Annotated in this window: 33 protein-coding genes; 20 read left to right on the top strand and 13 right to left on the bottom strand. The window is 62.9% G+C overall.

Translation table 11 applies throughout. The features are described 5' to 3' along the window. Positions 1 to 9 precede the first annotated feature (9 nt). Complete coding sequence (locus NKH71_RS22625; RefSeq protein ID WP_352515674.1) at positions 10 to 912, top strand: aminoglycoside phosphotransferase family protein; 903 nt, start codon at positions 10 to 12, stop codon at positions 910 to 912. Positions 913 to 963: 51 nt separating this feature from the next. Here the strand turns inward: NKH71_RS22625 and NKH71_RS22620 are convergent, their stop codons facing one another. Continuing rightward, positions 964 to 1,140 carry a hypothetical protein gene (locus NKH71_RS22620; protein ID WP_352481796.1) on the bottom strand — a complete coding sequence of 59 codons (177 nt, stop codon included), beginning with the start codon at positions 1,138 to 1,140 and terminating at the stop codon, positions 964 to 966. 140 nt (positions 1,141 to 1,280) lie between these two features. On the opposite strand from NKH71_RS22620, the gene NKH71_RS22615 reads away from it, so the two are divergent. From NKH71_RS22615 to NKH71_RS22600, 4 genes are all read left to right on the top strand, one after another. Further along, positions 1,281 to 1,940, top strand: coding sequence for a TetR/AcrR family transcriptional regulator (locus tag NKH71_RS22615; protein WP_352895342.1), 660 nt, complete (start codon positions 1,281 to 1,283; stop codon positions 1,938 to 1,940). A 24-nt stretch (positions 1,941 to 1,964) separates the two neighbouring features. Continuing rightward, the gene (locus NKH71_RS22610) at positions 1,965 to 2,576 is read left to right on the top strand and encodes a hypothetical protein (RefSeq protein ID WP_023719807.1); all 612 of its coding nucleotides are present in this window, start codon (positions 1,965 to 1,967) and stop codon (positions 2,574 to 2,576) included. After that, a complete protein-coding gene (locus NKH71_RS22605) occupies positions 2,573 to 3,421 on the top strand; it encodes a 23S rRNA (adenine(2030)-N(6))-methyltransferase RlmJ (protein ID WP_352895341.1) in 849 nt (282 codons plus the stop codon). The genes NKH71_RS22610 and NKH71_RS22605 overlap by 4 nt, the downstream gene beginning before the upstream one ends. Positions 3,422 to 3,546: 125 nt before the next feature. Beyond that, entirely contained in the window at positions 3,547 to 3,999 is a 453-nt protein-coding gene (locus NKH71_RS22600; protein WP_352481793.1) for a hypothetical protein, read from the top strand. Positions 4,000 to 4,037: 38 nt separating this feature from the next. Here NKH71_RS22600 and NKH71_RS22595 read toward each other — a convergent pair whose 3' ends face one another. Beyond that, positions 4,038 to 4,400: a VOC family protein gene (locus NKH71_RS22595; protein WP_352481792.1), complete on the bottom strand. Its 363-nt coding sequence runs from the start codon at positions 4,398 to 4,400 to the stop codon at positions 4,038 to 4,040. 126 nt (positions 4,401 to 4,526) lie between these two features. On the opposite strand from NKH71_RS22595, the gene NKH71_RS22590 reads away from it, so the two are divergent. Then, positions 4,527 to 5,279 carry a sulfite exporter TauE/SafE family protein gene (locus NKH71_RS22590; protein WP_352791490.1) on the top strand — a complete coding sequence of 251 codons (753 nt, stop codon included), beginning with the start codon at positions 4,527 to 4,529 and terminating at the stop codon, positions 5,277 to 5,279. Positions 5,280 to 5,320: 41 nt separating this feature from the next. On the opposite strand, the gene NKH71_RS22585 is transcribed toward NKH71_RS22590, so the two are convergent. Next, positions 5,321 to 5,956, bottom strand: a complete 636-nt coding sequence (locus tag NKH71_RS22585) for a TetR/AcrR family transcriptional regulator (RefSeq protein ID WP_502895886.1) — start codon at positions 5,954 to 5,956, stop codon at positions 5,321 to 5,323. 62 nt (positions 5,957 to 6,018) lie between these two features. Between NKH71_RS22585 and NKH71_RS22580 the strand changes: the two genes are divergently transcribed. Then, a complete protein-coding gene (locus NKH71_RS22580) occupies positions 6,019 to 6,549 on the top strand; it encodes a DinB family protein (RefSeq protein WP_352791488.1) in 531 nt (176 codons plus the stop codon). Between the two features lie 457 nt (positions 6,550 to 7,006). Here the strand turns inward: NKH71_RS22580 and NKH71_RS22575 are convergent, their stop codons facing one another. After that, complete coding sequence (locus NKH71_RS22575; RefSeq protein WP_198030507.1) at positions 7,007 to 7,615, bottom strand: hypothetical protein; 609 nt, start codon at positions 7,613 to 7,615, stop codon at positions 7,007 to 7,009. A gap of 345 nt (positions 7,616 to 7,960) precedes the next feature. On the opposite strand from NKH71_RS22575, the gene NKH71_RS22570 reads away from it, so the two are divergent. Continuing rightward, on the top strand, positions 7,961 to 8,557 hold the full coding sequence (locus NKH71_RS22570; RefSeq protein WP_352481789.1) for a glutathione S-transferase family protein: 597 nt from the start codon (positions 7,961 to 7,963) through the stop codon (positions 8,555 to 8,557). Positions 8,558 to 8,857: 300 nt separating this feature from the next. After that, positions 8,858 to 9,457: a Pr6Pr family membrane protein gene (locus NKH71_RS22565; protein WP_352791485.1), complete on the top strand. Its 600-nt coding sequence runs from the start codon at positions 8,858 to 8,860 to the stop codon at positions 9,455 to 9,457. Between the two features lie 97 nt (positions 9,458 to 9,554). On the opposite strand, the gene NKH71_RS22560 is transcribed toward NKH71_RS22565, so the two are convergent. Next, a complete protein-coding gene (locus NKH71_RS22560) occupies positions 9,555 to 10,205 on the bottom strand; it encodes an outer membrane protein (protein WP_023719797.1) in 651 nt (216 codons plus the stop codon). Positions 10,206 to 10,627: 422 nt separating this feature from the next. Here NKH71_RS22560 and NKH71_RS22555 point away from each other — a divergent pair, with 422 nt between their 5' ends. The 8 genes from NKH71_RS22555 to NKH71_RS22520 all read left to right on the top strand — a co-directional run bounded on the left by NKH71_RS22555 (position 10,628) and on the right by NKH71_RS22520 (position 16,449). Next, a complete protein-coding gene (locus NKH71_RS22555; protein WP_352791886.1) occupies positions 10,628 to 11,404 on the top strand; it encodes an SDR family oxidoreductase in 777 nt (258 codons plus the stop codon). Next, the gene (gene uvrC, locus NKH71_RS22550) at positions 11,401 to 13,479 is read left to right on the top strand and encodes an excinuclease ABC subunit UvrC (RefSeq protein WP_352495590.1); all 2,079 of its coding nucleotides are present in this window, start codon (positions 11,401 to 11,403) and stop codon (positions 13,477 to 13,479) included. Before NKH71_RS22555 ends, uvrC begins: the two co-directional genes overlap by 4 nt. 101 nt (positions 13,480 to 13,580) lie before the next feature. Further along, positions 13,581 to 14,177 carry a CDP-diacylglycerol--glycerol-3-phosphate 3-phosphatidyltransferase gene (gene pgsA / locus NKH71_RS22545; RefSeq protein WP_023719790.1) on the top strand — a complete coding sequence of 199 codons (597 nt, stop codon included), beginning with the start codon at positions 13,581 to 13,583 and terminating at the stop codon, positions 14,175 to 14,177. 1 nt (position 14,178) lies between these two features. Beyond that, the gene (moaD, locus tag NKH71_RS22540) at positions 14,179 to 14,436 is read left to right on the top strand and encodes a molybdopterin converting factor subunit 1 (protein ID WP_023719789.1); all 258 of its coding nucleotides are present in this window, start codon (positions 14,179 to 14,181) and stop codon (positions 14,434 to 14,436) included. A 3-nt stretch (positions 14,437 to 14,439) separates the two neighbouring features. Further along, a complete protein-coding gene (locus NKH71_RS22535; RefSeq protein WP_352791885.1) occupies positions 14,440 to 14,919 on the top strand; it encodes a molybdenum cofactor biosynthesis protein MoaE in 480 nt (159 codons plus the stop codon). A gap of 86 nt (positions 14,920 to 15,005) precedes the next feature. Then, on the top strand, positions 15,006 to 15,773 hold the full coding sequence (locus tag NKH71_RS22530) for a YbaY family lipoprotein (protein ID WP_023719787.1): 768 nt from the start codon (positions 15,006 to 15,008) through the stop codon (positions 15,771 to 15,773). Between the two features lie 61 nt (positions 15,774 to 15,834). Further along, positions 15,835 to 16,014, top strand: coding sequence for an SDR family oxidoreductase (locus NKH71_RS33500; RefSeq protein ID WP_023719786.1), 180 nt, complete (start codon positions 15,835 to 15,837; stop codon positions 16,012 to 16,014). A 165-nt stretch (positions 16,015 to 16,179) separates the two neighbouring features. Beyond that, positions 16,180 to 16,449 (top strand): hypothetical protein, encoded by a 270-nt coding sequence (locus NKH71_RS22520; RefSeq protein ID WP_023719785.1) that lies wholly within the window; start codon positions 16,180 to 16,182, stop codon positions 16,447 to 16,449. A gap of 71 nt (positions 16,450 to 16,520) precedes the next feature. Here NKH71_RS22520 and NKH71_RS22515 read toward each other — a convergent pair whose 3' ends face one another. From NKH71_RS22515 to NKH71_RS22495, 5 genes are all read right to left on the bottom strand, one after another. Then, positions 16,521 to 17,129, bottom strand: coding sequence for a class I SAM-dependent methyltransferase (locus tag NKH71_RS22515; protein ID WP_352495586.1), 609 nt, complete (start codon positions 17,127 to 17,129; stop codon positions 16,521 to 16,523). Between the two features lie 151 nt (positions 17,130 to 17,280). After that, positions 17,281 to 17,703 carry a nucleoside-diphosphate kinase gene (ndk, locus tag NKH71_RS22510; protein WP_023719783.1) on the bottom strand — a complete coding sequence of 141 codons (423 nt, stop codon included), beginning with the start codon at positions 17,701 to 17,703 and terminating at the stop codon, positions 17,281 to 17,283. A 118-nt stretch (positions 17,704 to 17,821) separates the two neighbouring features. After that, entirely contained in the window at positions 17,822 to 18,118 is a 297-nt protein-coding gene (locus NKH71_RS22505) for a DUF1905 domain-containing protein (protein ID WP_352791884.1), read from the bottom strand. A gap of 177 nt (positions 18,119 to 18,295) precedes the next feature. After that, positions 18,296 to 18,931 carry a 5,6-dimethylbenzimidazole synthase gene (gene bluB, locus NKH71_RS22500; RefSeq protein ID WP_352495584.1) on the bottom strand — a complete coding sequence of 212 codons (636 nt, stop codon included), beginning with the start codon at positions 18,929 to 18,931 and terminating at the stop codon, positions 18,296 to 18,298. Positions 18,932 to 19,244: 313 nt separating this feature from the next. Beyond that, complete coding sequence (locus NKH71_RS22495) at positions 19,245 to 19,955, bottom strand: glutathione S-transferase family protein (RefSeq protein ID WP_352791883.1); 711 nt, start codon at positions 19,953 to 19,955, stop codon at positions 19,245 to 19,247. 77 nt (positions 19,956 to 20,032) lie between these two features. Between NKH71_RS22495 and NKH71_RS22490 the strand changes: the two genes are divergently transcribed. Both NKH71_RS22490 and NKH71_RS22485 read left to right on the top strand, forming a co-directional pair. Continuing rightward, a complete protein-coding gene (locus NKH71_RS22490; protein ID WP_352791882.1) occupies positions 20,033 to 20,545 on the top strand; it encodes a DinB family protein in 513 nt (170 codons plus the stop codon). Positions 20,546 to 20,559: 14 nt separating this feature from the next. Next, positions 20,560 to 20,859 carry a hypothetical protein gene (locus NKH71_RS22485; protein ID WP_352507902.1) on the top strand — a complete coding sequence of 100 codons (300 nt, stop codon included), beginning with the start codon at positions 20,560 to 20,562 and terminating at the stop codon, positions 20,857 to 20,859. A gap of 69 nt (positions 20,860 to 20,928) precedes the next feature. On the opposite strand, the gene NKH71_RS22480 is transcribed toward NKH71_RS22485, so the two are convergent. The 3 genes from NKH71_RS22480 to NKH71_RS22470 form a co-directional block, all read right to left on the bottom strand. Next, positions 20,929 to 21,231, bottom strand: a complete 303-nt coding sequence (locus NKH71_RS22480; RefSeq protein ID WP_023719778.1) for a DUF982 domain-containing protein — start codon at positions 21,229 to 21,231, stop codon at positions 20,929 to 20,931. A gap of 148 nt (positions 21,232 to 21,379) precedes the next feature. Then, a complete protein-coding gene (locus NKH71_RS22475) occupies positions 21,380 to 23,461 on the bottom strand; it encodes an ATP-dependent helicase (protein ID WP_352481782.1) in 2,082 nt (693 codons plus the stop codon). Positions 23,462 to 23,555: 94 nt separating this feature from the next. Continuing rightward, positions 23,556 to 23,729 carry a hypothetical protein gene (locus tag NKH71_RS22470; protein ID WP_023719776.1) on the bottom strand — a complete coding sequence of 58 codons (174 nt, stop codon included), beginning with the start codon at positions 23,727 to 23,729 and terminating at the stop codon, positions 23,556 to 23,558. A 132-nt stretch (positions 23,730 to 23,861) separates the two neighbouring features. On the opposite strand from NKH71_RS22470, the gene NKH71_RS22465 reads away from it, so the two are divergent. After that, positions 23,862 to 24,041 (top strand): membrane lipoprotein lipid attachment site-containing protein, encoded by a 180-nt coding sequence (locus NKH71_RS22465; RefSeq protein WP_023719775.1) that lies wholly within the window; start codon positions 23,862 to 23,864, stop codon positions 24,039 to 24,041. Positions 24,042 to 24,332: the final 291 nt, after the last annotated feature.

Below are 24,332 nucleotides of genomic sequence, written 5' to 3'. Positions count from 1 at the left end.
GCAAGCCCGATGCCGCCTGATGATCAAACACCAAGCATATCGATAGATGCCGCACTTGTTCGCCGCTTGATTGCCGCGCAGTTCCCTGAATGGGCGGACCTGCCGGTAGAGCCGGTCGAGCCTGGCGGCTGGGACAACCGCACCTTCCGGCTGGGCGATCGAATGTCGGTGCGGCTGCCCAGCGCTGCCGCCTATGTTGCCCAGGTCGAGAAGGAGCATCGCTGGCTGCCTCGCCTCGCGCCTCACTTGCCTCTGCCGATACCGGTGCCACTGGCCAGAGGCGCGCCCGGTGAAGGCTATCCATGGCCTTGGTCCGTCTATCGCTGGCTTCGCGGCCGGCCGGCGGCTGGTGGGCTGATTGCCGATCTCAATGAATTCGCTCGTTCGCTGGCCGGCTTTCTGGTTGCGCTCTACCGGATCGACGCCGCTGGCGGACCACCGGCAGGTCAGCATAATTTCCACCGCGGTGGCCAGCTTTCAGTCTACGACGCCCAGACCCGAGCCGCGCTTTCGGCGCTCGGCGGCCGCATCGACAAGGCAACCGCCGAGGCGGTGTGGGCGACCGCGCTCGGCTCGCGATGGCAAGGGCCGCCGGTCTGGGTCCATGGCGACGTTGCCTCAGGCAATCTGCTCGTCGAAGATGGCAAGCTCTGCGCGGTCGTCGATTTCGGCAGTTCGGCTATCGGCGATCCTGCCTGTGACCTGGTGATCGCATGGACGGAATTTTACGGCGAGAGCCGCCAGGCGTTCCGCGACGCCATTTCCCTTGACGAGCACAGCTGGGCGCGCGCTCGGGGCTGGGCGCTCTGGAAGGCGCTGATCGTCGCTTCGGGACATGACGGCAACCAGCGCGAGGCGGAAAAATCGTGGCGGGTTATCAATGAGGTACTGGCGGATCACACAAACAGTTAGAGCGGGATGGAGAATTCAGTTTGAACGCATCCCGCTCCAAAAACGAAAGCATTACTGCCCGCCCGTCTCCCTCCTGAACGTATCGAAATCGACCTGCATGCCGTTGAAGATAGAGCTCCAAGCGCCCATGGTCGACTGGATGTCCTTGATGGTTGCGTCATAGTCGTCGGCACGGGCCGGTGCGGAGGCCAGCGTCAGGGTCAGCGCGTGGACCGTGGAGGCGAGCAAGGATGCATGATGAAGCGAAGAGGGCGTGGATGAAAACGATATGGAAGCTGTTCATGGCGTTCTCCTCTGGTTTTTGTTGGCCTTACGATGTAAGGTAATGTCGAAAATTAACCTTACAGCGTAAGTTGTCAAGCGGCACCATGGACATATCAGTCAAAAAAAAGCGAACGCGCGGCCGGCTGTCTCGCGAGATGATCGAGGATGCGGCTTTCGAGGTAATCGAGAGGGAGGGGCTTTCCGGCTTTTCGATGCGCAAGCTGGCGGCAGAACTCGGCTGCGAAGCGATGAGCATCTACCATCATTTCCCCTCCCAGGCGCATCTTTACGAGGCACTGGTCGATCGACAGATCAGCTCGATCAGGATTCCTGACGACGGCATGCCTTGGCGCCAGCGGATCCACGTCGCCGTGAAGGAATACCGCCGGGTCGCCACCGAACATCCCGCCTTTGCGCCGTTCATTGTGGTCTACCGCATGAATTCGCCGGCATGTCTCGCCAAGCTGAACCACGTGATCGGCCTGTTCGAAGCCGGCGGTTTCGGTTTGGAACTCAGCGCCCGGTTGTTCCGAGCCACGAGCTACTATCTGATGGGCGCGATCCTTGACGAGACGGCCGGCTACGCCAAGGGGCCTTCGGCGGTCACCACGGTGAGCGATGAAGCGCTAGCGCGGGATTTCCCCGGCGTCATGGCTGCCGGGGCATATTTCGGCACAGCCGGTTTTGACAAGACCTTCGATATAGGCCTCGACATGTTGCTGGACGAGATGGAGCGTATCCGCGACGGTGCCAATGCGAGGTAGTTGCATCAACGGGGCATTGTCCGCATGCGCTTTTTGTTTCTTCTGATCCTGCTCATCGGTACCGGCATCGGCGTCGTCTATCCCTGGGCGATGACCAATTTCTCCGGCCGTGAGATCGGCACCTGGCGGGTTTACGACCAGGGCCGGTTCAAGCCGGTGACGGTGGCCCTGAGCGCACGCGACGGGCCGCTACGCGTGCTGGTCGATCTTACTGCAAGAGCCGAGCGCATCGTCTCGCAGCAGCGCACCGTGCTGACCCTGACCGCCGCCACCGGCGGCAGGACGGTGCTCGCCTCGACGCTGCAGTTCAATCACTCCGACAATCCGCGCCAGGTCAGCCCACAGCTGCCGGACAGGATCTTTCGCGACGAGGCCGGCCTGATCCCGAGCGTTACCCCCGGTTCCTACATCTTCACCGTCGGTCCGGGCGACGCCGAGGGCATTCCGATGCGGGCCGTCGACCTCGTCCTGCGCTCGGCTGCCGGCGAGGTCGACCGCCGGGCGCGGCCGGTCGGTTTTTCCCTGATGGCGGCCGGCCTGGCCGGGCTGGCGCTGGCATTCCGTTTCGGCGGCCGCCGGCCGGAAAATCCGAACTCGCAGCCGCCACCGCCGCGCTGGGGCAGGGGCTCCAATTGAACTATCGCCACGCCTACCATGCCGGGAACTTCGCCGACGTCGTCAAGCATGCCGTGCTCAGCCGGCTGATCGAATATCTGAAGCAGAAGGACAAGGCGTTTCGGGTCATCGACACCCATGCCGGCATCGGCCGCTACGATCTGTCCTCAACCGAAGCGCAAAAGACGGGCGAATGGCAGGGCGGCATCGGCCGGCTGGCCGATTCCGCCCGCGCCGCCCCGGCGGCGGCATTGCTGGCACCGTATCTTGGAGCCGTCCGTTCGCTCAATCCGGACGGCGGCGTGAAAAAATACCCGGGTTCGCCGCTGATCGCCCGGCACCTGCTGCGCAAGCAGGACCGGCTGTCGGCGGTCGAGCTGCACCCTAAGGATGCTGCCAGGCTGAAGGCGCTGTTCGACGGTGACTTCCAGACCCGGGTGATCGAGCTCGACGGCTGGCTGGCGCTCGGCGCGCATCTGCCGCCAAAGGAGAAGCGCGGCCTCGTGCTCATCGATCCGCCTTTCGAGGAAGAGGGCGAGTTCGGTCGCTTGGTCGACGCGCTGCAAAGAGCCCATCGGCGCTGGCCAGGCGGCATTTACGCGCTGTGGTATCCGCTCAAGGACCGCAAGGCGGTCGCCGCCTTCCGAAAGGCGCTGAAGCAAACGGGCATTCCCAGGCTGCTCGACGTCGGCTTTGAGATCAGGCCGGCCTCGGTCGAGCCGAGCCTCGACGGCTGCGGCATGGTGATGGTCAATCCGCCCTTCACCCTGGAGGGCGAGTTGCGGACGCTGCTGCCGGCGCTGCACCGGCTGCTTGCTGTCGAGCAGCCATCGCATTGGACGCTGGACTGGCTGGCGGGAGAGTAGTTTGAGGTGCGGTCCTTGCCGTTCCCTCAGCGCAACCATCGTCACCGTAACCATCGTCACTACAACCGCTTGACCGCGCGTCAGCGAATCCGCACAGTGCGCGCAGTCGACCTTGAGAGGCTGCCATGACTCGCTTCGCCCAATCCGCCCTTGCCGCACTGCTCGCCGTTTGCACGCCGCTGGCTGCGCCTCTCGGCGTTACTCAGGCGGTGCAGGCCGCCGACCTTGCAATCTATACCGATGAGGACAGCGGCGTCTGCGGCGAGGCCTGGGTGCTGAACAAAATCACCGACCGCTTCTCGTATCAGGTGCATCACGTGCCGCATCTGCCGGATGTGCAGATCGTCGACTTCCAGCGCATCCACCAGCATCGCTATCTGCCGGCCGACGACACCTGGCCAATCGGCCGCCATTATTGCGGCGCCACCGTCAGCCTCTCCGACGGCCACGCCCGCACCATCTGGTATCTGATCGAGGAAGGCCAAGGCTTTGCCTCGATAGGCGACAATGTCGAATTCTGCGTCTCGGGCTTCGACCGCTGGATGGTCTACAACGGCCGCTGCCGCGTCCTGCGCTGAACCAGTGCCTTCCGATTCCCGATGGATTGTTGCGTCACTTAGGTGGTCGAGAAAAGAAACACCTGACGGCCGTCAGGATCGCGGACGATCACACGCCTGCCCATAGCCGTCGCCTTGACATCCGCAATGATTCCAAAACCATTGGCCTTCGCGGCAGAAGCCGCTTCGTCCGCGTCGGTGACCTCGAAGCCGATCATCGTTCCCGCTCCTTCCGCCGTCGTTCCTTCGTTTGCCGGATAGAGTTCGATCGCGAGCCCTTGACCTTGGAACGCGAAATGTATCGGACCGGAGCCGTGCTGCTCTTGCCTGAAGACAATTCCGAAATTCGCATAGAAAGCCGCGGCTGATCTGGGGTCAGCCGAAAACCATGTGACAAATGCCAAGCTCGGCAAGGGGGGCATTCATACCTCTTTGGTGTGTGGACTGTCCGGCGCTCAAGGTCGGACGGAGGTTGCGAAAATCGTAGATTTCCATGCAGGTCAACGCCAACCGGCCACATCGATCACTTTGCGGGGAAACAGCACTACATGGATTCGCTTGTTTATATTGTTGCAATTGGGGCGGTCGTTGCAGGTTTCGTCCAAGGGCTGTCCGGGTTCGCTTTCAGCCTGGTTGCCATGTCGTTTTGGGTTTGGACCGTGGAGCCCCAGCTTGCTGCTGCCATGGCGGTCTTTGGGGCGCTCACCGGCCAAATCATCGCCGCCGTCACCGTCCGCCGGGGTTTCGACCTCAAGCTTCTGCTGCCATTCCTGATCGGCGGGACCATAGGAATTCCGGTCGGTGTCGCCATCCTGCCCCTGCTGGATGTGCACTTGTTCAAGTTGATCTTCGGCGCGCTGCTGGTCGTTTGGTGTCCCTTGATGCTTTTTGCCCGTCGCCTCCCTCCCATCACGCTCGGGGGTCCTGTTGCAGACGGTGCAATAGGTCTGGTTGGCGGCATCATGGGCGGGCTTGGCGGCTTCACCGGCCCGGTTCCAACGTTGTGGTGCGTGCTGCGGCAATGGGAAAAGGACAGGCAGCGCATTGTCATCCAGAATTTCAACCTTGTGACCCTCTCCATGACGATGGCCGCCTATCTTGCGACCGGAAAGATCAAGCTCGAAATGCTGCCGATGTTTGCCATCGTCGCGCCGGCGATGTTGATACCGACACTCCTTGGCGCGAGACTCTACATCGGCATCAGCGAAGCAACGTTTCGAAAGATCGTCCTCACGCTCTTGGCCGCATCAGGTGCGGCATTGCTGGCATCGGCCTTGCCGCATCTCATGAGCCGGGTTTGAATCCGACGTACAGAAATCCCCGACTTCCGCCGTGCCCTGCGCTATCGACCGATGCGGCCCGCGCCCGATAGGTAGGCGCAGATCAGTTCGACGAGTTGCTTTTGCAGCTCCGGCGCGGCGAGCATGTTCCGGCGTGCCGCGTTATGGATCACACCTTCGATCGCCGACGACAGCACGCGCGCGACGGTCTCCATGTCGGCGCCTTTCCTTGGCTTGCGATAGGCGGCGACGGCGGTCGCGTAGTGGTTGAGATATTGTGTCTGGAACGAAGCGTGGGCGGCCCTGGAGCCGCGATCGCCCGGCGCCTCGTCGAGCAGCACCTGATGCAGTGTCGGGTGAATGCTGTGCGCCGCGATCATGCCGCGCACCAGCTCCTGCGCGAATTTCCTGAGCGGCTTTTGGCCTTCCGCCGAATCGCGAATGACCGACAGCACATGATCGAAATGACGGCGCCGGACGGCTTCGAGCAGGGAAAGCTTGTCGGGAAAATACTGGTAGAGCGTGCCGATGCTCACGCCCGCAGTCTCGGCCACCTTGTTGGTGGTGAAGCCGGCCCAGCCCAGCCCGCTCAGAACATGAGCCCCTGCCTCGACGATCGCCTCTACGGTCGCCCTGGAACGCGCCTGGCGCGGCTGCTTGCGCATGCGCGGATACGGTTTTGCAATGCGAGTAGACACGCCCGCCCATTCTCCTGAAAATATGAACAACATACTCGCATTTCCAGAAAAGGACACCGACCATGAGTGCGCACGCCCTGCTTCGCAGCCTGTTTGCCTATCAGGCCTGGGCAAATGACGAACTGCTGGAAAGGCTCGTCAGTCTCGACCCGCCCGTTCACGGCAAGGAACGGCAGGCCGTGATACGGCTCATCGATCACAGCCATGTGGTGTCGCCGATATTCTCAGCCCACCTGGTTGGTGCAAGCCATGGCTACTCCGCCGACAACATCGAGGACACGCCGGCCCTCGACGAACTTCGTGCCGCAGTCGCGGCGACCGATCGGTGGTATCTCGATTATCTCGAAACCGTTTCGTCGCAACAGCTCTCCGAGCCCGTCGCATTCGTGTTCACCGACGGGGATAAGGCATTGATGTCGCGACAGGAAATGCTGACCCACGTCGTACTGAACGGCGTCTATCATCGCGGTGAAGCGGGGCGCATCCTGGCGCAGATTTCCGTCACGCCGCCATGGGATACCTTCGCCGTCCATCTCCACAGGGCCGAGCCTTCGCGCCGGCTGCAGAAGCAGCGCGAGCCGCTCGGCGCCTGAACGGCCGAGCGTTTTCGATTAGGAGATCGGCTCGACCGGATCTATCGAGCGATATCCTGTCTTTCAGAAATGCGAGCTATCTGCTTATTTTCATCGCGTCGTGCAAGATAGTGCAGCGGCGTGCTCGTCGCGTTGCTTCGTACTTACCTGTAGTTTATCGTTTCGGACAAGACGAGGCGGGCGACCGCCTTCGCTCTTGACAATGTTCGCGCTGAGCGTCGGACGTTGAAGCGCAGAGCTGGTCGAAAAGGTCCTGAGCTTGACGCGAAGACCGGTCGAGATAGAGCGAGCAGAATTTCTGTCGCAGAACTTCGCTGCGCGACACAAAGATTCGCAGCCGATTTTTGCACCGGTAAAATGGTCGCGCGCTCGCCGTAACCGAAACTTAAGCTGCAGAAATCATTCTAATGCTTCGCTGGCTAGCAAGCCGCGAGTCAGATATGCATTGCGCGCCGGGTCAATAACGGCCGTCGGCACAACGGAAGGGGCATGATATGGCTAAGCAGTCATCCAAAGCGCCGGCATCCAAGGCACCGGCAAAGAAAGCACCAGTAAAAGCAGCGGCGGCAAAGGCCGCAACTGCTGTGAAGAAAGCAGCACCCGCTGCCAAAGCGAAGGCCGCCGCGCCTAAGGCAAAAGCAGCGCCGGCGAAAAAGCCGGCCGCCAAGGCGGCGGCAAAACCAGCCGTGAAGAAAGCAGCACCTGCCAAGGCAAAAGCAGCACCGGCCAAGGCCAAGGCTGCACCGGCAAAGAAGGCGGCACCGGCCAAGAAGCCGGCTGCAAAGGCCGCTGCGAAACCCGCTGCGAAGAAGGCAGCACCGGCAAAGGCCGCCGCTGCAAAATCTTCCGCAGCAGTGAAGAAAGCAGCGCCCGCGGCCAAGCCGAAGGCAGCGCCCGCAAACGCGAAGGCCAAGAAGTAGTCGCCGCTCTCCGATCGCCGGGGACAATACTCAAGACAGCCAGGGCGGGATGCCGGACAGGCGCCTCGCTTGCTAGCTGACGGTCGGGCAGGACGAGAAAGAGGCGGGAGGAAGATGTCTTTTCGCAGCTCCCAGGACTTCGCCACGCGGCGAAGTCCGGTGGGATTTCGTGGCTGCCAAAGACCAACCTTCGGTGCAAGGCCGAGTTGGTAGCTGATCGGATTTGGATTGTCCGACCTGCTCGCTTCTGCCGCCGCACCTCCGGCTCATCGCATCCAGATTGAAGTCGAGACAATGGCTGCGTGCTGGCGGCGCGGTTTTCCGCCTCTGGCCGTTGATGAAGCCAGCATGATCGGTCAACAGTGCCCACGCACGAGCCCCAATCGGAATCGATTTTCGGTGGGGGTCATGCGCGAAGTCACAATGCTACCGCGTCCTCTTGCGCGTCCAACAGGACATATGGAGCTGTAGCCGGTAAACAGGAATCGACAATGCCCAGACTGCTCTACGCGTCTACTTCTCCCTACAGTTCCAAGGTGCGCATGGCAGCACTTCATGCCGGCATTGCGGTCGATCTCGTGCCGATAAAGACCGAGGAAAAGCCGGCCGCGCTGATCGGCGCCAATCCGCTCGGCAAGATCCCGGTGCTGGTGCTGGACGACGGCCGCTCGGTCCACGACAGCCGCGCCATTACCCAGCATCTCAACCGGATGTCGAAGAACGCATTGTTTCCGCGCAATCCCGACAAGCGCCTCGAGGCGGAGGTGCTGGAGGCGTTGGCCGACGGCATCTGCGACTGCGCGCTGTCGATGGTCTATGAGCGGCGCACGCGGCCCGAACAGATGGTCTACCAGCCTTGGCTCGAGCGCCAGTGGAGCAAGATTTCGGCCGCGCTCGATCTGCTCAACGCCAACCCGCCGAAGCTGCCGAAGAAAATCACTGTCGGCCAGATCGCGCTGCGCGCTTGCCTCGGCTATCTCTCGCTGCGCTTCGCCGGAAAATGGGAAAAGGGCCGCGGCCGGCTGACGCGCTGGGCGGCACGCTTCGACGAGAAATTCCCGGAGCTGAAGCCCGGCATTCCGGCTTGAGGGCGGGGATGGCGAAGCTACCGATTTTCCCCTAATGCATGTCGCGCAAAAGTGTGCAGCGGTTTTGTGATAACGACATGCATAAAACAGGAACCTAAGGCGCATCGCATGCCGCCGGTCGAACGCGACGCGCTTTAGCGGATTCCTGGCGGGGGAGGCGCAACGGCCAATTTCGACATGCTGGGAGTGAGCCGGGCCGGCGAGGCTGGAAGCGTTGGTCCTGGGGGCATTTTGGTCGACAGACGTTCCGCCCAGTCTTATCGTCGCTTTCTCAAACGTAAGCCGATGGGGGAGGGCGATTTGATCCAGCGCTTGTTTGCCCTGATCATTTGTCTATCCGCGTGCACTGGCATTGGCCTTGAACTCAGCACCTTGATCAAGGGCGGTGCTTCGATGCTTGGCTCGCTGTGGGTGTTGGTGGGATATTTCACGATCCTGACCAACGGTCTTGTCGCCATTGTATTCGCAGCCATGGCGCTCCTCGGGGAGCGTTTCGACCATCCAACGCTGGTGGCGTGGACGGCTGCCGTGATGGCCCTGGTCGCGGTGATTTTCGCGGTGTTGCTCCAAGGGCTGCGCACTTTGGCTGGCGCGACCGCCGAAGCAAACTTTCTGCTCCACCAACTCAATCCTGTCCTTGTCTTATTGTTCTGGCTTCTATTCACGCGAAAGGGGAGGCTCTCGTGGCGCGATCCGCTTCTATGGGCGCTCTATCCCCTGGCCTATCTCGCTTATGCCCTGGCTCGTGGTGTCGCTGAAGGGAAATACGCTTACCCGTTCATAGATGTGTCCGCCAATGGCTGGGTCGCAGTCATGTCGAATGCCGCCACTATCGCCCTCGGTTTCATCGCAGCAGCCGAAGTTCTGGTCCTGGTCGACCGGATGCTGGCTCAACGCTGACCTCGAGATCACGCGTGCCCATGCCGACAGGATGGGCACCGGGCACAAAAAAAGCCGGGCGCGAGGCCCGGCTTTTTCGTGTCGTGGCTTGGACGACTTAGAACTTCATACCGACGCCGAAAGTGACGCGATTGTCGGTCGACTTGACCTTGCCGATACCGTCGAAGTTCTTGTCGCCGAAATCGGTGTAGCGGTACTCGACACGGCCGAACACATTGTCGGTGATCTTGATGTCGGTGCCGACGCCGGCCGTCCAGCCGAGCATGGTGTTGGTGTCGCTGAAGCCGGCGGCTTCCACCTTCTGGTTCTTCAGCGCGCCACCGGCGGTGCCGTAGAGCAGGATTTCCGGGGTAACAGCGTAGCCGAGGCGAGCGCGCAGCGAGCCTTCGACGCCGCCCTTGGCCTCAATGCCGGCATCGTCGCCCTTGACGCCGTTATAGCCGATATCGGCTTCGGCACCGTAGACGAAGTTCTCCTGCTGCCAGTTGTAGCCGCCGAAGACGCCGCCGACGAAGCCCTTGGTGTCGATGTCGACACCAACGGTTTTGGCATCGGCATGGCCGGCGAAGCCGTAGCCGACGCTCACACCGGCATAGGGGCCGGCCCAGGATGCGACCGGAAGTTCGGCGATCGGGGCAGGTGCCGGCGGCTCTTCCTGAACCACGTCCGCGGCATAGGCGGTTCCGCCGAGGGCGAACAGCCCAAACGCCACCGCGAGCGGTCGCGCAAATTTAAGATTGGCTTGCATTGTTCTTTACTCCTTAAGCCACAGGACACAGGCTTGTTTTTTCATGAGCGCCCTCAACCCGTCCGGGGGGTGAAACGGATCCGGCGTTCAACGGTTCCAAATGTCGTGTCGAAATGCGGCTGAAGCGAACCTGAACTTGGGTCATTCCCTGGCACGAATGAGGCAGAACCTTGACGTTGCATCTTCGCAACAGCGAGATGTCAGCAGGTTCGCCGTGCTGCACTGCACACGGCTTGGTGCAAGGGCTCCCGCGCCCTATATTGCGGTCGGGCTGGCCCGGATTCCGGTCGAGCCAGAATGCCGACCGGGCCACTTTGCCACAATCCTGCCCCAGGTGGAAATGGGATTTAACACTTGGCAGGCCATATTTTGCCGGCCCGGTCCCGGCAGGTCGGAATCGGCATCAGATTGAGGATTGACAGATGAGCAAGGTCGCCGCGACGGCACTGGTGACAGGCGGGGCGAAGCGGATCGGCAGGGCGATCGTCGAGGATCTTGCTGCGCACGGTTTTGCCGTCGCCATTCACTGTAATCGCTCGCTGGCCGAGGCGGAGGTACTGGCGGCCGGGATCAACAGTGGTCATTTTGGTCGAGACGGCAGGGCCGCTGTGGTTGCTGCCGACCTGACCGACATGGACGCCGTCGGCAACCTTGTCGGCCGCGCGGCGGCGGCGCTCGGACCGGTGTCGCTGCTGGTCAACAACGCCTCGCTGTTCGAGCACGACAGTGTTGACGATTTCGACTGGCCGGCCTGGGATCGCCATTTCGCCGTGCATGTCAAGGCGCCGGCTCTGTTGGCGCAGACTTTCGCCCGGGCCTTGCCGCAGAGCAGTGAGGGGTTGATCGTCAACATGATCGACCAGCGCGTCTGGCGGCCGACGCCGCGTTATTTCTCCTATGCGCTGTCGAAGTCGACCTTGTGGGCAGCGACCGAGATGATGGCGCAGGCGCTGGGTCCCCGCATCCGCGTCAACGCCATCGGTCCGGGCCCGACCTTGAAGAACACGCGCCAGCACGACAGCGATTTCGACGCGCAGATTGCCGGCCTGATCCTGAAGCGCGGCCCGGAATTGCCCGAATTCGGTGACACCATCCGTTACCTCTGGGCGGCACGCTCGGTCACCGGCCAGATGATCGCGCTTGACGGCGGCCAGCATCTTGCATGGCAGACGCCCGATGTGACAGGCATGACGGAATGAGCCCCATGGACCAGAAACAAAAAACGCGCGGCGGCGCCGACGACCTGCCGCCCGAAATCGACCTCGAGGACGAGGCAGCCGAGGAGGTCGTCGAGCCTGCAGCCGCTGGTCCGGACGTCACCTTCACCGCCATCGACTGGACGCCGCATGCCGGCGATGCCGACGGCATGGTCGGCGCCGAGGTGATCCAGACGCTGGTCAAGCGGCTGCCCAACGCGCCCGGCGTCTACCGCATGATGAATGCCGCCGGCGACGTGCTCTATGTCGGCAAGGCACGCAGCCTGAAGAAGCGGGTCACCAACTACGCGCAAGGTCGGTTCCACACCAGCCGCATCGGCCGCATGGTGCGCGAGACGTCGACGATGGAGTTCGTCGTCACCCGCACCGAGATCGAAGCGCTGCTGCTTGAAGCCAACCTCATCAAGCGCTTGCGGCCGCGCTTCAACGTGCTGATGCGCGACGACAAGTCGTTTCCCTATATCCTGTTGACCGGCGACCATGTCTCCCCCGGCATCTACAAGCATCGCGGCGCGCGCTCGCGCAAGGGCGACTATTTCGGCCCCTTTGCCTCAGCCGGCGCCGTCGGCCGCACCATCAATTCGCTGCAGCGCGCCTTCCTGCTCAGGAGCTGCACCAACTCCTTCTACGAGAACCGCACCCGGCCTTGCCTTTTGTTCCAGATCAAGCGCTGTGCCGGCCCGTGCACCGGCGAGATCTCGCATGGCGACTATGCAAGGCTTGTCGCCGAGGCGAAGGATTTTCTCTCCGGCCGCAGCCAGAAGGTGAAGACGGAGATCTCCGCCGCCATGCAGCAGGCTTCGGAGAACCTCGATTTCGAACGCGCCGCCATCTATCGCGACCGGCTGGCGGCGCTGTCGCATGTGCAGAGCCATCAAGGCATCAATCCGCAGACTGTCGACGAGGCCGACGTCTTCGCCATTCATCAGGAGGGCGGCCAGGTCTGCATCCAGGTGTTCTTCTTCCGCACCGGCCAGAACTGGGGCAACCGCGCCTATTTTCCCAAGGCCGATCCGGCGCTCGAAGCTGGCGAGGTGCTGGGTTCGTTCCTGGCGCAGTTCTACGACGACAAGCCGACGCCACGCACCATCCTGTTGTCGTATGGCGTCGAGGACCAGGAATTGCTGGCGGAGGCGCTCTCCACGCGCGCCGGCCGCAAGGTGTCGATCTCGGTGCCGCAGCGCGGCGAGAAGAAGGACCTGACCGACAACGCGCTGCAGAACGCGCGCGAAGCGCTCGGCCGACGGCTCGCCGAGACCTCGACCCAGGCGCGGCTGCTCACCGGCTTTGCCGAGACCTTCGGCCTGGAAAAGCCGCCGGTGCGCATCGAGGTCTATGATAACTCGCACATCATGGGCACCAACGCCGTCGGCGCCATGGTCGTCGCCGGGCCGGAAGGGTTTGTGAAGAACCAGTATCGAAAGTTCAACATCCGCTCGACCGAGATCACGCCGGGCGACGATTTCGGCATGATGCGCGAGGTGATGCAGCGGCGCTTCTCGCGGCTGTTGAAGGAACATGGCGATGCCCCGCAAACCGAGAGTGCGGACGAGGCGAGCGCTACCGGACCGGGCGACGATGTCGAGGACGCCGGCGGCTTTCCGGCCTGGCCCGACGTCATCCTCATCGACGGCGGCCAAGGCCAGATGACGGCGGTGCGCAAGATCCTGTCCGATCTCGGCATCGAGAACCGCGTCGTGGCCATCGGCATCGCCAAGGGTCAGGACCGTGACGCCGGCCGCGAACGCTTCTTCGTCAAGGGCAGGGACTCATTCTCGCTGCCCGTACGCGATCCGGTGCTCTATTTCGTCCAGCGGCTGCGCGACGAGGTCCATCGCTTCGCCATCGGTTCGCACCGCGCCCGCCGCAAGAAGGAGATGGTCAAGAGCCCGCTCGACGAGATCAGCGGCATCGGCCCCGGCCGCAAGCGCGCGCTGCTGATGCATTTCGGCACGGCCAAGGCGGTCAGCCGCGCCGCCGTTGAGGATCTGGTCAAGGTTGACGGCATTTCCGAGCAGGTGGCGAAATTGGTCTACAATCATTTTCACGAGAGCTAAGCCCCTATTGCCGATATTTCGGCTGGCTAATCGATTCTGGCCTGTTGACCCCCCACATTCGCTTCTGATTTGACTAAGCAGGCAGAAAGAGTTCCCAAAACATGTCCCAGCGCGCGTTCAACCTGCCCAACATGCTCACTTACGCCCGCATCCTGGCGGTGCCGCTGGTGGTGCTGTGCTTCTTCCTGGAAGGCCATCTGAAATCGAGCGACTTCGCGCGCTGGTCGGCGCTCATCATTTTCCTGCTCGCCTCGATCACCGATTACTTCGACGGCTATCTGGCGCGCGCCTGGCAGCAGACCTCCAACATCGGCAAGATGCTCGACCCGATCGCCGACAAGCTGCTGGTCGCCACTTGCCTGCTGCTGCTTGCCGCCGACACCGACCGCCATGCCGGCATCGCCGGCTGGTCGCTATGGGCGGCGATCATCATTCTGTGCCGCGAGATCCTGGTCTCGGGCCTGCGCGAATATCTGGCGGCCTTGAAGGTCTCGGTGCCGGTGACGCAGCTCGCCAAATGGAAGACCACCATCCAGATGATCGCCATCGCCTTCCTGCTTGCAGGTCCCGCCGGCGACAAGATCTTCCCGCTGACCACCCAGACCGGGCTGGTGCTGCTGTGGATCGCAGCCCTGGTGACGCTCTACACCGGCTACGACTATTTCCGCGCCGGCCTCAAGCACATCATGGATGAATAAAATGTCGACGAAGCTCATCTATTTCGCCTGGGTGCGCGAGCGGATCGGCAGACCGGAGGAAGAGGTCGAACTGCCGGCCGGCATCGAAACGGTCGCCGACCTGTTGCGCTGGCTGAAATCGCGCGGCGAGGAGTACGAGAACGCGCTGCAATATCCTGACGTGATCCGCGTCGCCATCAACCAGGAACATGTCGAGCACCACGAGAAGATTGCCGGCGCGCGCGAGATCGCGCTGTTCCCGCCGATGACCGGTGGCTGAACCATGTCCGCGGTGGTGCCTGTCGTGCGCATCCAGGCGGAGGATTTTGACGTCGCCGCCGAGATCGCCAGGCTGACCCAGGGTCGCAACGACATCGGCGCTGTGGTGACCTTCTCCGGCCTCTGCCGCGACGAGCAAGGCAGGCTCTCCGCGCTCGAGCTCGAACATTATCCCGGCATGGCGGAAGCCGAGATATCCCGCATCGCCTGCGAGGCAATCGAGCGCTGGCCGCTGCAGGGGCTCACCGTCATCCATCGCCACGGCAAGATCGCGCCGGGCGAAAACATCGTGCTGGTAGTGGCCGCTTCCGCCCACCGGCAGGCGGCGTTCGACGCCGCGAATTTCCTGATGGATTATTTGAAATCACGGGCGCCGTTCTGGAAAAAGGAACACCATAGCGACGGTTCCGAGGGCAACTGGGTCGACGCCAAGGATGCCGACGACAAGGCGGCGGACCGTTGGAAGCGCCCGCCGTCCAAATAAATCCCTGGGACAGCCATGCCCATACGCCGCCGGCCATTCATTGACCGCAATCCTGCGAAACCCTTTGCCGGAAGGGGAGCAGGATCATGCTGGACAGGATCGCCGAGTTCTTCATCTTCGGACTGGTGCCGCTAGCCGTCGGCATACTTGCCGTTCCGGATCGTTCCGTGGCTGCCGAAAGGTCCCTCAAGGGCGAGGTGATGTATCGCGAGCGCATCGCGCTGCCGCCCAATGCCGTGCTTTCCGTGCAGCTTGCCGACGTGTCGCTGGCCGATGCGCCGGCCGCAATCATCGGTGAGCGCAAGGTGGTGCCGGCCGGCCAGGTGCCGATCAAGTTCGAGATCAGCTTCGATCCGCAGGTGATCCGGCCTGATATGACCTACGCTCTGCAGGCGCGCATCACTGTCGACGACCGGCTGCTGTTCGTCACCGACACGCGCCACCAGGTCGATCCGCTCAGCGACGCGCTACAGACCATCACGCTGAAAATGGCGGCGCCGAGCGATGAGCCGGCGGCAGCCTCCGTGTTCGGCCAAAGCTGGCTGGTCGAATATATCGATGGCATCGGCGTGATTGCCGAGCCGCGGGCGACATTCCGGATCAGCGAAGCCGGCAAGGCCGGCGGCAGCGGCCCTTGCAACGTCTACTTCGCCACCGCCAGGGTAGACGGCTCGACGATCGCCATCAGCGACATCGGCTCGACCTTCAAGGCCTGCGCGCCTCAGGTCATGGCCGAGGAAAAGGCGCTGTTCGAGGCGCTAGCCAAGGCAGCGTCGTACCATATCGACGCCGGCAAGCTCATCATCGCCGACAAGGATGACCGCGTCATCCTGCGGTTCAATGCTGCGAGTTGAGACTTGTCGATATTCAGGTGAGGCCTGCACCGGCTCGGCCTGCCCTGATTCTCAACAGGCCTTGGACCGTTCCGAAACGATCACACCTGTGGTGGCGGCGCAGACGTCAGGCCGAAGCGGCGCATCAAAGGCTGGCTCGCCGGAAGAGATAGCGACGGTCGTGGCCTTCCTTGCTTCCGATGACGCCTCGTTCGTCTCCGGCCACGGCCTGCTCGCCGATGGCGGCTATTCGGTCGCCTGATCGGCCGCATGTCGATCACGTTGTGTTTCAGCCGGAATAAACCGGACAGAGCGCGCGTTACGTCCTCATACGATGGCGGGTAAGGCAAAAGGGATGTTTGTCCCTTCGTTGATGCCGCCAGAATGGCTGCGGCTCGTTCTGGCCTTAACTCAAAGGAGTCCAGACATGAAAACGCACGCGCTTATCCTTGCCGCCACCGGTGCATCGCTCCTTGCCTTCACCGGCCTTGCCAAGGCGGACGACCATCTGTTCGATGCCCTTCAACATGGTCTCAGTCCTGACAGCCAGCCTTTCCAGACCAACAAGGCTGGTCATAGCGGCGATCTCGCGCCCGGGCAGGGTAGCCCGTTCACAGGTCACGATACACAGACGCCGGCCACCGACACGGAAGCGGCGAACGAACATGCGAACGTGAAGGAACGCCAGGCGAAATAGACTGGCAGAACCCGCCGCTAGGGGGCGGCGGGCGAGATCTATCGGGCGACGACCGCATACACCAGGCATTCTCAATTTGTCGCGAGTTTGAATACCGCGCCGTAGTGGTAGGGCGGTATATCCATCAGTTCGGCGAGCTTGAACCCGCTTGCTTCCGCCGCCGCGGTGGTCTGTCCGGGTGACAGCCTCAGCTCGGTCTTCGGTCCGCGTGGCTCGCCCAGAACCGTGGTCTGCTCGCGCGGCTGCTGGTGCCAGTTGACGATGGCAAAACGACCGGCCCTGCCAAGCGTCGCCCGCACGGCGCGGGCAAGGCGCGGCCGGTCCGGAACGCCATGGAAAGCGTTGGCCATGAAGACGAAGTCGACGGGCCGGGGCACCAGCCTGGCAAGCTCATAGGCGTCGCCCGCCACAAACTCGCAATTGCTCGCGCCTCCGTCGGCCAGCCGCCGCCGGGCGACTTCGAGCAGATCGGCATCGATGTCGATGGCGATGACCTGACGAACGACCCTGGCCATTGGCAGCGTGAACCAGCCGTCGCCGCAGCAGAGATCGACCACATCCATGCCGTGCTTCATTCCCACCGCCGTCAACACCCCGGCAGGGTCGGGCCACAACGCCTCCCACCAGCCGCCGGTCGGCATCTCGGTGCCCTGAAACAAGCCGGGAATGGTGCTGGTCATGGCCTGGTCGGCTCCGTTGTCGCGACCGCGTTTGATCCGTGCCCTCGAGCTTAACGCACCCATGACCCGTCGAGGAGCCTGAACCTGAAATGTCTGCTAACGAAAAAGGCCGGCGTTGCGCCGGCCTCTTTGATGGGTTCGGGATGCCGGCTTAGCCGACGATCTCGGTGTCCGAGAACCAGTATTTGATCTCCTGCGCGGCGGTTTCCGGCGCATCGGAACCATGCACGGAATTCTCGCCGATCGACAGCGCGTGCAGCTTGCGGATGGTGCCTTCGGCGGCGCTTGCCGGATTGGTGGCGCCCATCACTTCGCGGTTCTTGGCAATGGCGTTCTCGCCTTCCAGCACCTGCACGATGGTCGGGCCCGACGACATGGACTCGACCAGCTCGCCGAAGAACGGACGCTCCTTGTGGACGGCATAGAAACCTTCTGCCTCGCGGCGGCTCATCCACACCCGGCGCGAAGCGACGACGCGCAGGCCGGCATCTTCCAGTATCTTGGTGATGGCGCCGGTGAGATTGCGACGGGTCGCGTCCGGCTTGATCATGGAAAAGGTGCGTTCGAGCGCCATGGGATCGTCCTTGTGATGGAGAGTGGAATTGAGGGTGGCGGGCTCTATACAAGCCGCCCGCCGGCTTGCCAAGGGGAGGTGGGCGCACAGCGCGTCGCCGTCAGCCAGACCCAATGTGTCATAGCTCTATCTCGATCGTCAGGTTGGGCGTGTCGCCAGCCTTAAGGCCTTCGCGGACCCGCACCGCCGTCTTGATCGGCAAGAGCAGGCTGCCGGATTTCTTGTCGGGAAACAGCGATGTCCGCCATCTGGTCTGGCCGATGACGGCTTCCACGCCAAGCGAGCCCCAGGGCCTTGCCATCCCCACCATCGCCGTCTTGATCCATGCTCCAGGTTCCGGCGGTAGCGTCACGAAATGCCAGCCGCCCTTGCCCGGATAGACCCAGATCTCGGCCTGCACCTCGCAGCGAAACATTCTATGCCCTTCCTCAGATCAAGGCCGTCACGACTGGCTTTGCCTTGGTCTCTTGTTGGCGATGCTGACGATCGGCGAAACATCCATGATATCCATTCTGCCCTGCAGCGGAGGAGTCATTCTCCCCTGCAAAGAGAATGGCTTTCCTGCAAAAAGAATGGCAGCGCCGCCGTTGCACTACCGTTTTATCACGATCGAAGCGCGCCGGACTTCCCAACCTTGCCGTTCCAGTTCCGGCACGCTGTGTTCCTCGCTTGGATAGCCGACACAGAAATAGCCGATCAGCGTCCACTCCGCCGGCACGTCCAGGATCGTCGCCACCTCGGCCGGATCGAGGATCGAGACCCAGCCCATGCCTATTCCTTCGGCGCGCGCCGCCAGCCACATCGTGTGGACTGCCATGACAGCGGAATAGTCTATGGTGGCTGGCATGGTCAGGCGGCCGAGCCCATGCCCTTGCTCGGTTGCGCGGTCGGCGAAAACCGCAAGCTGGCAGGGCGCCTCATTCAGGCCGGCAAGCTTCAGGCGCCCATAGAGCGCGGCGCGTTCGCCGCAAAAATTTGCGAGTGCCTCCGCGTTGCAGCGCTCGAAGCAGGCCCTGACGGCAGCGCGGCATGCTTCGCTCTCGACGACGACGAAGCGCCAGGGCTGGCTCAGCCCGACGGAAGGCGCGGCGCTGGCAAGCTCGAGCAGCCGCTCCAGCGCCCCTTCGGGGAGCGGCGTCGGCTTGAACCGCCTGACGTCGCGCCGCCACAGGAAGAGATTGGCGAGCCCGGCGCGAAAGTCGGCCGGGAACTCTGGGTTTGCGGTCATGGCGCGCTGCCTTTGTTGTGATTGCCCGGTTCGCCGGATGTTCGTCTTGTTTGCTTCGATCCAGGCACGGATGAGGCGCTTCGAGCGACACTTCGTCTACCCGCATTGTCGCATTTCGCCGGCTGGCAACTTTCAGTTAAGGCCGGACAACGTCCCTGCCGGCAACGCAGTTGGACCTCGACCGGCAAAACAAAACCCGCCTCGGCAAGCCGGGCGGGTCGTCGGTACGAATCAGCACCATACCCAAATTAGTAGCATAGCTGCCGGCACAAAGCAAGAACAAAATGTGGCGTTGCCGATGAAACTGCCGATTTCAACTATCGAGCGGGGCGATCGCCGCCGCCGCGACCGTGCGGCCGAGGCCGCCATGCAGATCGAGGCATCGTTCGAACCATTGCGCCACGACGTCGCTGTCGTCGAGCAGCCGGTAGGGCGTGGCGATGCGCGCCCATTGCAGCGCGCCGAAAACGATGTAGTCGGCAAATAGCGGCGACGGGCCGCCGATGAAGGGCTGATAGCCAAGCATCGAGCGGAGCGGCTCCAGCGAGGCCCGGAAGCTGGCGAGCCCAGCGTCGCGGGTGGCGTATACCGCCTCCAGGCGCTTGCCGAAGCGCTGCTCGCGGTTCTGCCGGAAATAGGCGGCGTTCGCCTCGTCCTGCATGGTATGCAGGTCCAGTATCGCTGCGGTAGTGACGTAGGGATGGATGGTCAGCTGCGACCAGCGTTCGATGAAGCGCGCCATCGCCTTGCCACCGTCGCCGGAAAACAATGTCGGCCGCTCGGGATAGGTCTGCTCGAGATAGAGCGCGATGGCGAAGGAATCGGCGACCACCGTCTCGCCGTCGCGGATCACCGGAACGAGCTTCGAGACGCCCCCTTCCACCTTCGGCACTTCTAGGAACCGGGTCGGCACGCTGGTGATGTCGAGCCCTTTATGGGCCAGCGCCATCGCCGCCTTCCAGCAATGTGGGCTGAACGGGCGGGCGGCGTCGCGTCCGACAAGGTCATAGAGCAGAATGGTCATTGGCGGCAGCGTCCTTGCAGTCTAACTATGCCCGAAACAGACCCGCGCGAAACAGGGTCTCGCAGGTCGAGAGAAGAATGAAACAGCATTTCAGGATGTTTGCGGCCTACAATCAATGGGCCAATGGCCGCATCTACGATGCCGCCGCCGATCTCGACGAGGAACAGTTCGACCGCAATGTCGGCGTCTTCTTCGGCTCGATGATGGGAACGCTCAACCACCTCCTGGCAGCCGACCGGATCTGGATGAAACGCTTCACCGGCGAGGGCGACGCGCCGGCAAGGCTCGACACGATCCTGCACCGCGCCTTGCCAGGCTTGCGGCTGGCGCGCGAGGCCGAGGACAAACGGATCATCGACTGGGTTGCCGGCTTGAGCGACAAGGCGCTGTCGGGCCGCTTCTCCTACATGACCGTCTCGGATATGCGCACCGTCTCGCAGCGGTTGGCGCCGGCGCTCGACCACTTCTTCAACCACCAGACCCACCACCGCGGCCAGGCGCATGCGATCCTGACCGTTCTGGGCAAGCCAAGCCTCGGACTGGACCTGACGATGTTCCAGCGCAGCGAGGAGGGCAGGGCATTCGCCTGAACCTGGGGCGGCTGGTGAAGCGGATGGTCGATAGCGGACGATCTGCCGAGATTGCAAAAAGCGCCAAAACATTTTATGGAGCGCATGGTCGTGAGGGCGGCCGCTTCAGCAGCATTCAGCAGCAACAGCGAGAATTGGCACGCATGCCCAATGAACCCTTGCGCCTTGTGGCGTTCTTCGCCGTGGTCCTGGCGCTTCTCAACTCCGGTTATTATTTCCACCAGGGCGACATTGTCGCGACCATCTATTTCATGATAGGCGCCATTCTTGTGACTGCGGTGACCCGGATGAGCATCAGAAGGCAGCTGATTTAGGATCTGCCGACCTAAAACCACCGACAACGGACCGCATCTCCGGCCGGCCAAGATGACGAAGAGGTTGCGTCAGGCGGCGTAGCCGCCGAGGCCCCGGACGACCGGCTTGACCGAGACTGCCGGCTGGGCGGCCGGCCAGAGGATGCCGGCCGTCACGGCGAAGGTGATCAGGGCGTCGCGTGCCGCTTCGGCCGAGATCTCGCCGGCGCGTGCCGCCTCGCAGGCCTTTACCGCGGCGCCATAGCTCAGCCGCCGGCGCGAAGGCGGGAACTCGGTCAGGAACTCGTGCATCTCGGAGAACGAAGCGATCGTCCGCTTGTAGCCGGCGCCAACGGTTAGGGCGACCGGTGTGGAAAACGTCCTGTCGTGCATTCTGGCCTCTCGAATGGGCGGAGGTCACGGCGGACGCCGTTCTCCGGTCTGGGGGTCGGGCAGAAACGCGGATCACGGCGCGAGGTTCCATGTTGCCGTGATTTGTTTTTTTCGCTCGCCCGGGTGAGCAGCGCGCCGAGGCGGGTGCCTATTTCCACATGCCGCGCATGCGGGCGCCGAGATCGACGCGCACCTGCGGCTGGCGGCGCGGATCGTCCCTGGCCTGGACGCTGGCCCACGCCACCTGCTCGAAGGCACCAAGGATCGGGCGCGGGATGAAGCGCGTGCGCGAGGCATAGACATGGCGGTCGCCGCGCGCCGCCTGGCCGTGGACGAAAAAACGCTGCGGCATCACCAAATGCAGGCTATCCTTGGCCCGCGTCATGGCCACGTAGAGCAGCCGCCGCTCCTCGTCGACGTCCTCCTTGCTGCCGACCCCTAGGTCGATCGGGATGCAGCCGTCGACGGTGTTGAGCACGAAGACGTTCTTCCACTCCTGGCCCTTGGCCGAATGGATGGTCGACAGGATCAGATAATCCTCGTCGCGGTGCGGAGGTCCGGCTTCGTCGCTGGTCGCGTCCGGCGGATCGAGCGTCAGCTCGGTGAGGAAGCGCTCGCGCGATCCATAGCCGGAGGCGATCTGCTCGAGCTGCAGGAGATCGGCCCGGCGCGTCGTCGCATCCTCGTGGATGCGTTCCAGATGCGGCTCGTACCAGAGCCTGACCTGCTCGATGTCGGCCGGCCATTTCTTTGCGCCGGCGCGCAGGCCGCAATAGAGCGCGACAAAGCCCGGCCAGTCGTCGGCGGCCCGCTGCGGCGGCCGGTAGCGCGCAAGCCCCATCGTCTCGTCGAGCGACGTCGCCATGGTCTCGACGATCGCATTGGCGGCCGAAGGGCCGATGCCGGGCAGAAGTTGCAGCACGCGAAAGCCGGCGACGCGGTCGCGCGGGTTTTCGGCAAAGCGCAGCACGGCCAGCACGTCCTTGACGTGGGCGGCATCGAGGAATTTCAGCCCGCCGAATTTGACGAAGGGGATGTTGCGGCGCGTCAGTTCGATCTCCAGCGGGCCGCTATGGTGCGAGGCGCGAAACAGCACGGCCTGCGCTTTGAGAACGGTACCGGCCTCGCGCTCGGTGAGTATCGCCTGGCAGACATAGCTCGCCTGCTCGATCTCGTCGCGCACGCTCACCAGCTTCGGCTTTTCCGCCGATTTGCGCTCCGACCAGAGATTTTTGGTGAAACGTTCCGACGCTTCGCCGATCACCGCATTGGCCGCCGCCAGGATCGTCTCGGTCGAGCGGTAGTTGCGCTCCAGCATGACGACCTCGGCCGGCTGCGCGAACTGCTTGGGAAAATCCAGGATATTGCGCACTTCCGCGGCGCGGAACGAATAGATCGACTGCGCGTCGTCGCCGACCACCGTCAGCCCCGATCCGTCGGGCTTGAGGGCCGTCAGGATCGAGGCCTGCAGCCGGTTGGTGTCCTGGTATTCATCGACCAGCACATGGTCGAAACGTGCACCCAGATGCGCGGCGATTTCCGGCTCGCCGGCCATCTGCGCCCAGTAGAGCAGCAGATCGTCGTAATCGAGCACGTTCTGCGCCTGCTTGGCCTCGACATATCTGGCGAATAATTGTTTCAGCTGTTCGGCCCAGCCGGCGCACCACGGGAACACCGAACCCAGCACCTCGCCGAGCGGCGCCTGTGCATTGACGGCACGCGAATAGATCGCAAGGCAGGTGCCCTTGGTCGGGAAGCGGGCTTCGGTCTTCGAAAACCCAAGCTCGTGGCGGGCGAGGTTCATCAGGTCGGCGGAATCCTCGCGGTCGTGGATGGTGAAGGCGGGATCGAGACCGATCTCCAGCGCATAATCACGCAGCAGCCTGGCGCCAATGCCGTGGAACGTGCCGGCCCAGCTCAGCGCATCGGTGATGACAGAAGCATCGCGGCCCAGCACCTCGCCGGCGATGCGCTCGACCCGCTTGGCCATTTCCGCCGCGGCACGGCGGGAAAATGTCATCAAGAGGATGCGGCGCGGATCGGCACCCCTAACGATCAGATGCGCGACCCGGTGCGCCAGCGTGTTGGTCTTGCCGGAGCCGGCGCCGGCAATCACCAGCAATGGTCCCGCGACCTTGCCGTCGCCATGTTCGACGGCAAGCCGCTGCTCGGCGTTGAGCTTTGCCAGATAGGCCGGCTGGAAGGACGAATCACGGGCGGCGAGGTTCATCGCCCATCAAGCATCGTTTCTGCTTTGTTCGCAACGGTTTGCGGAGCCGGGATAGGGCTCGTGAACGAAGAAGCCTTGCGGGCAGGCCTGTTGACTAACGCCCGGGCTCGACGCCCATCCTTGCCGATTGCCGCCGCAGCGCCTCGCGATCGTCTTCTGGTGGCGGCAGCAGCAGCGGATCGAAATCGTCGGGCACCTCGTCGATCACTTTCTTGGCGACGCGATAGGCAACATAGACGATTGCCCCGGCGATAAGCAGACGGATCATGGCTTCCTCCATTGATTCTGGAGCAACCGGAGACGCGGCATTTTGTTCCCCGACTGCTCGGCGAATGCGGGAACGACACCGATCGCGCAACCAAATCGCCGACGCCTCGTTGTCGGGCGAGAGGAGACTGCGATGAAAAAGCGCTCAATCCTGCTGCTTGTGGCAGCGCTGACCGTTGCGGGTTGCGACAACAACATCCAGCCGACCAAGGCCCCTGGCGATACGGTCGAGCAGAATCCGCAGGTCGACAAGAATCCGGTGCCGAAGTCGACGACCGGCGGCGATCAGCCCGGCACGCCGCCGAAACAATGACCGCTTCAAATGGCGTCGGCGCCGGTCAAAAAAGGGTGGCCGGCGCCGCTTGGGAGGAAGCTGATGACGCCGGCCAGGCGGAGATCAGGCCCGCCGCACATCCAAGAATAGCCGAGTCTTTCCGCAGCGTCATGGTCCGATAGCGTACAAACGGCACGCCCTGTGGACAAACCTGCCGCCACGCCGGCGTTTGTTCATCACATGGTTTGTCTATCCCATGGAACAAACCCGGCTGCTGCGTGTTTGGGTGTCGATCGGACGCTCCCAAGGCCGCCGTTCACGAAAGAACCC

It is taken from the genome of Mesorhizobium sp. M0983 (assembly GCF_040318975.1).
GTDB lineage: Bacteria > Pseudomonadota > Alphaproteobacteria > Rhizobiales > Rhizobiaceae > Mesorhizobium.
The sequence above is the reverse complement of the archived record's forward strand: the minus strand, read 5'-3'. Positions and strand labels throughout refer to the sequence as shown.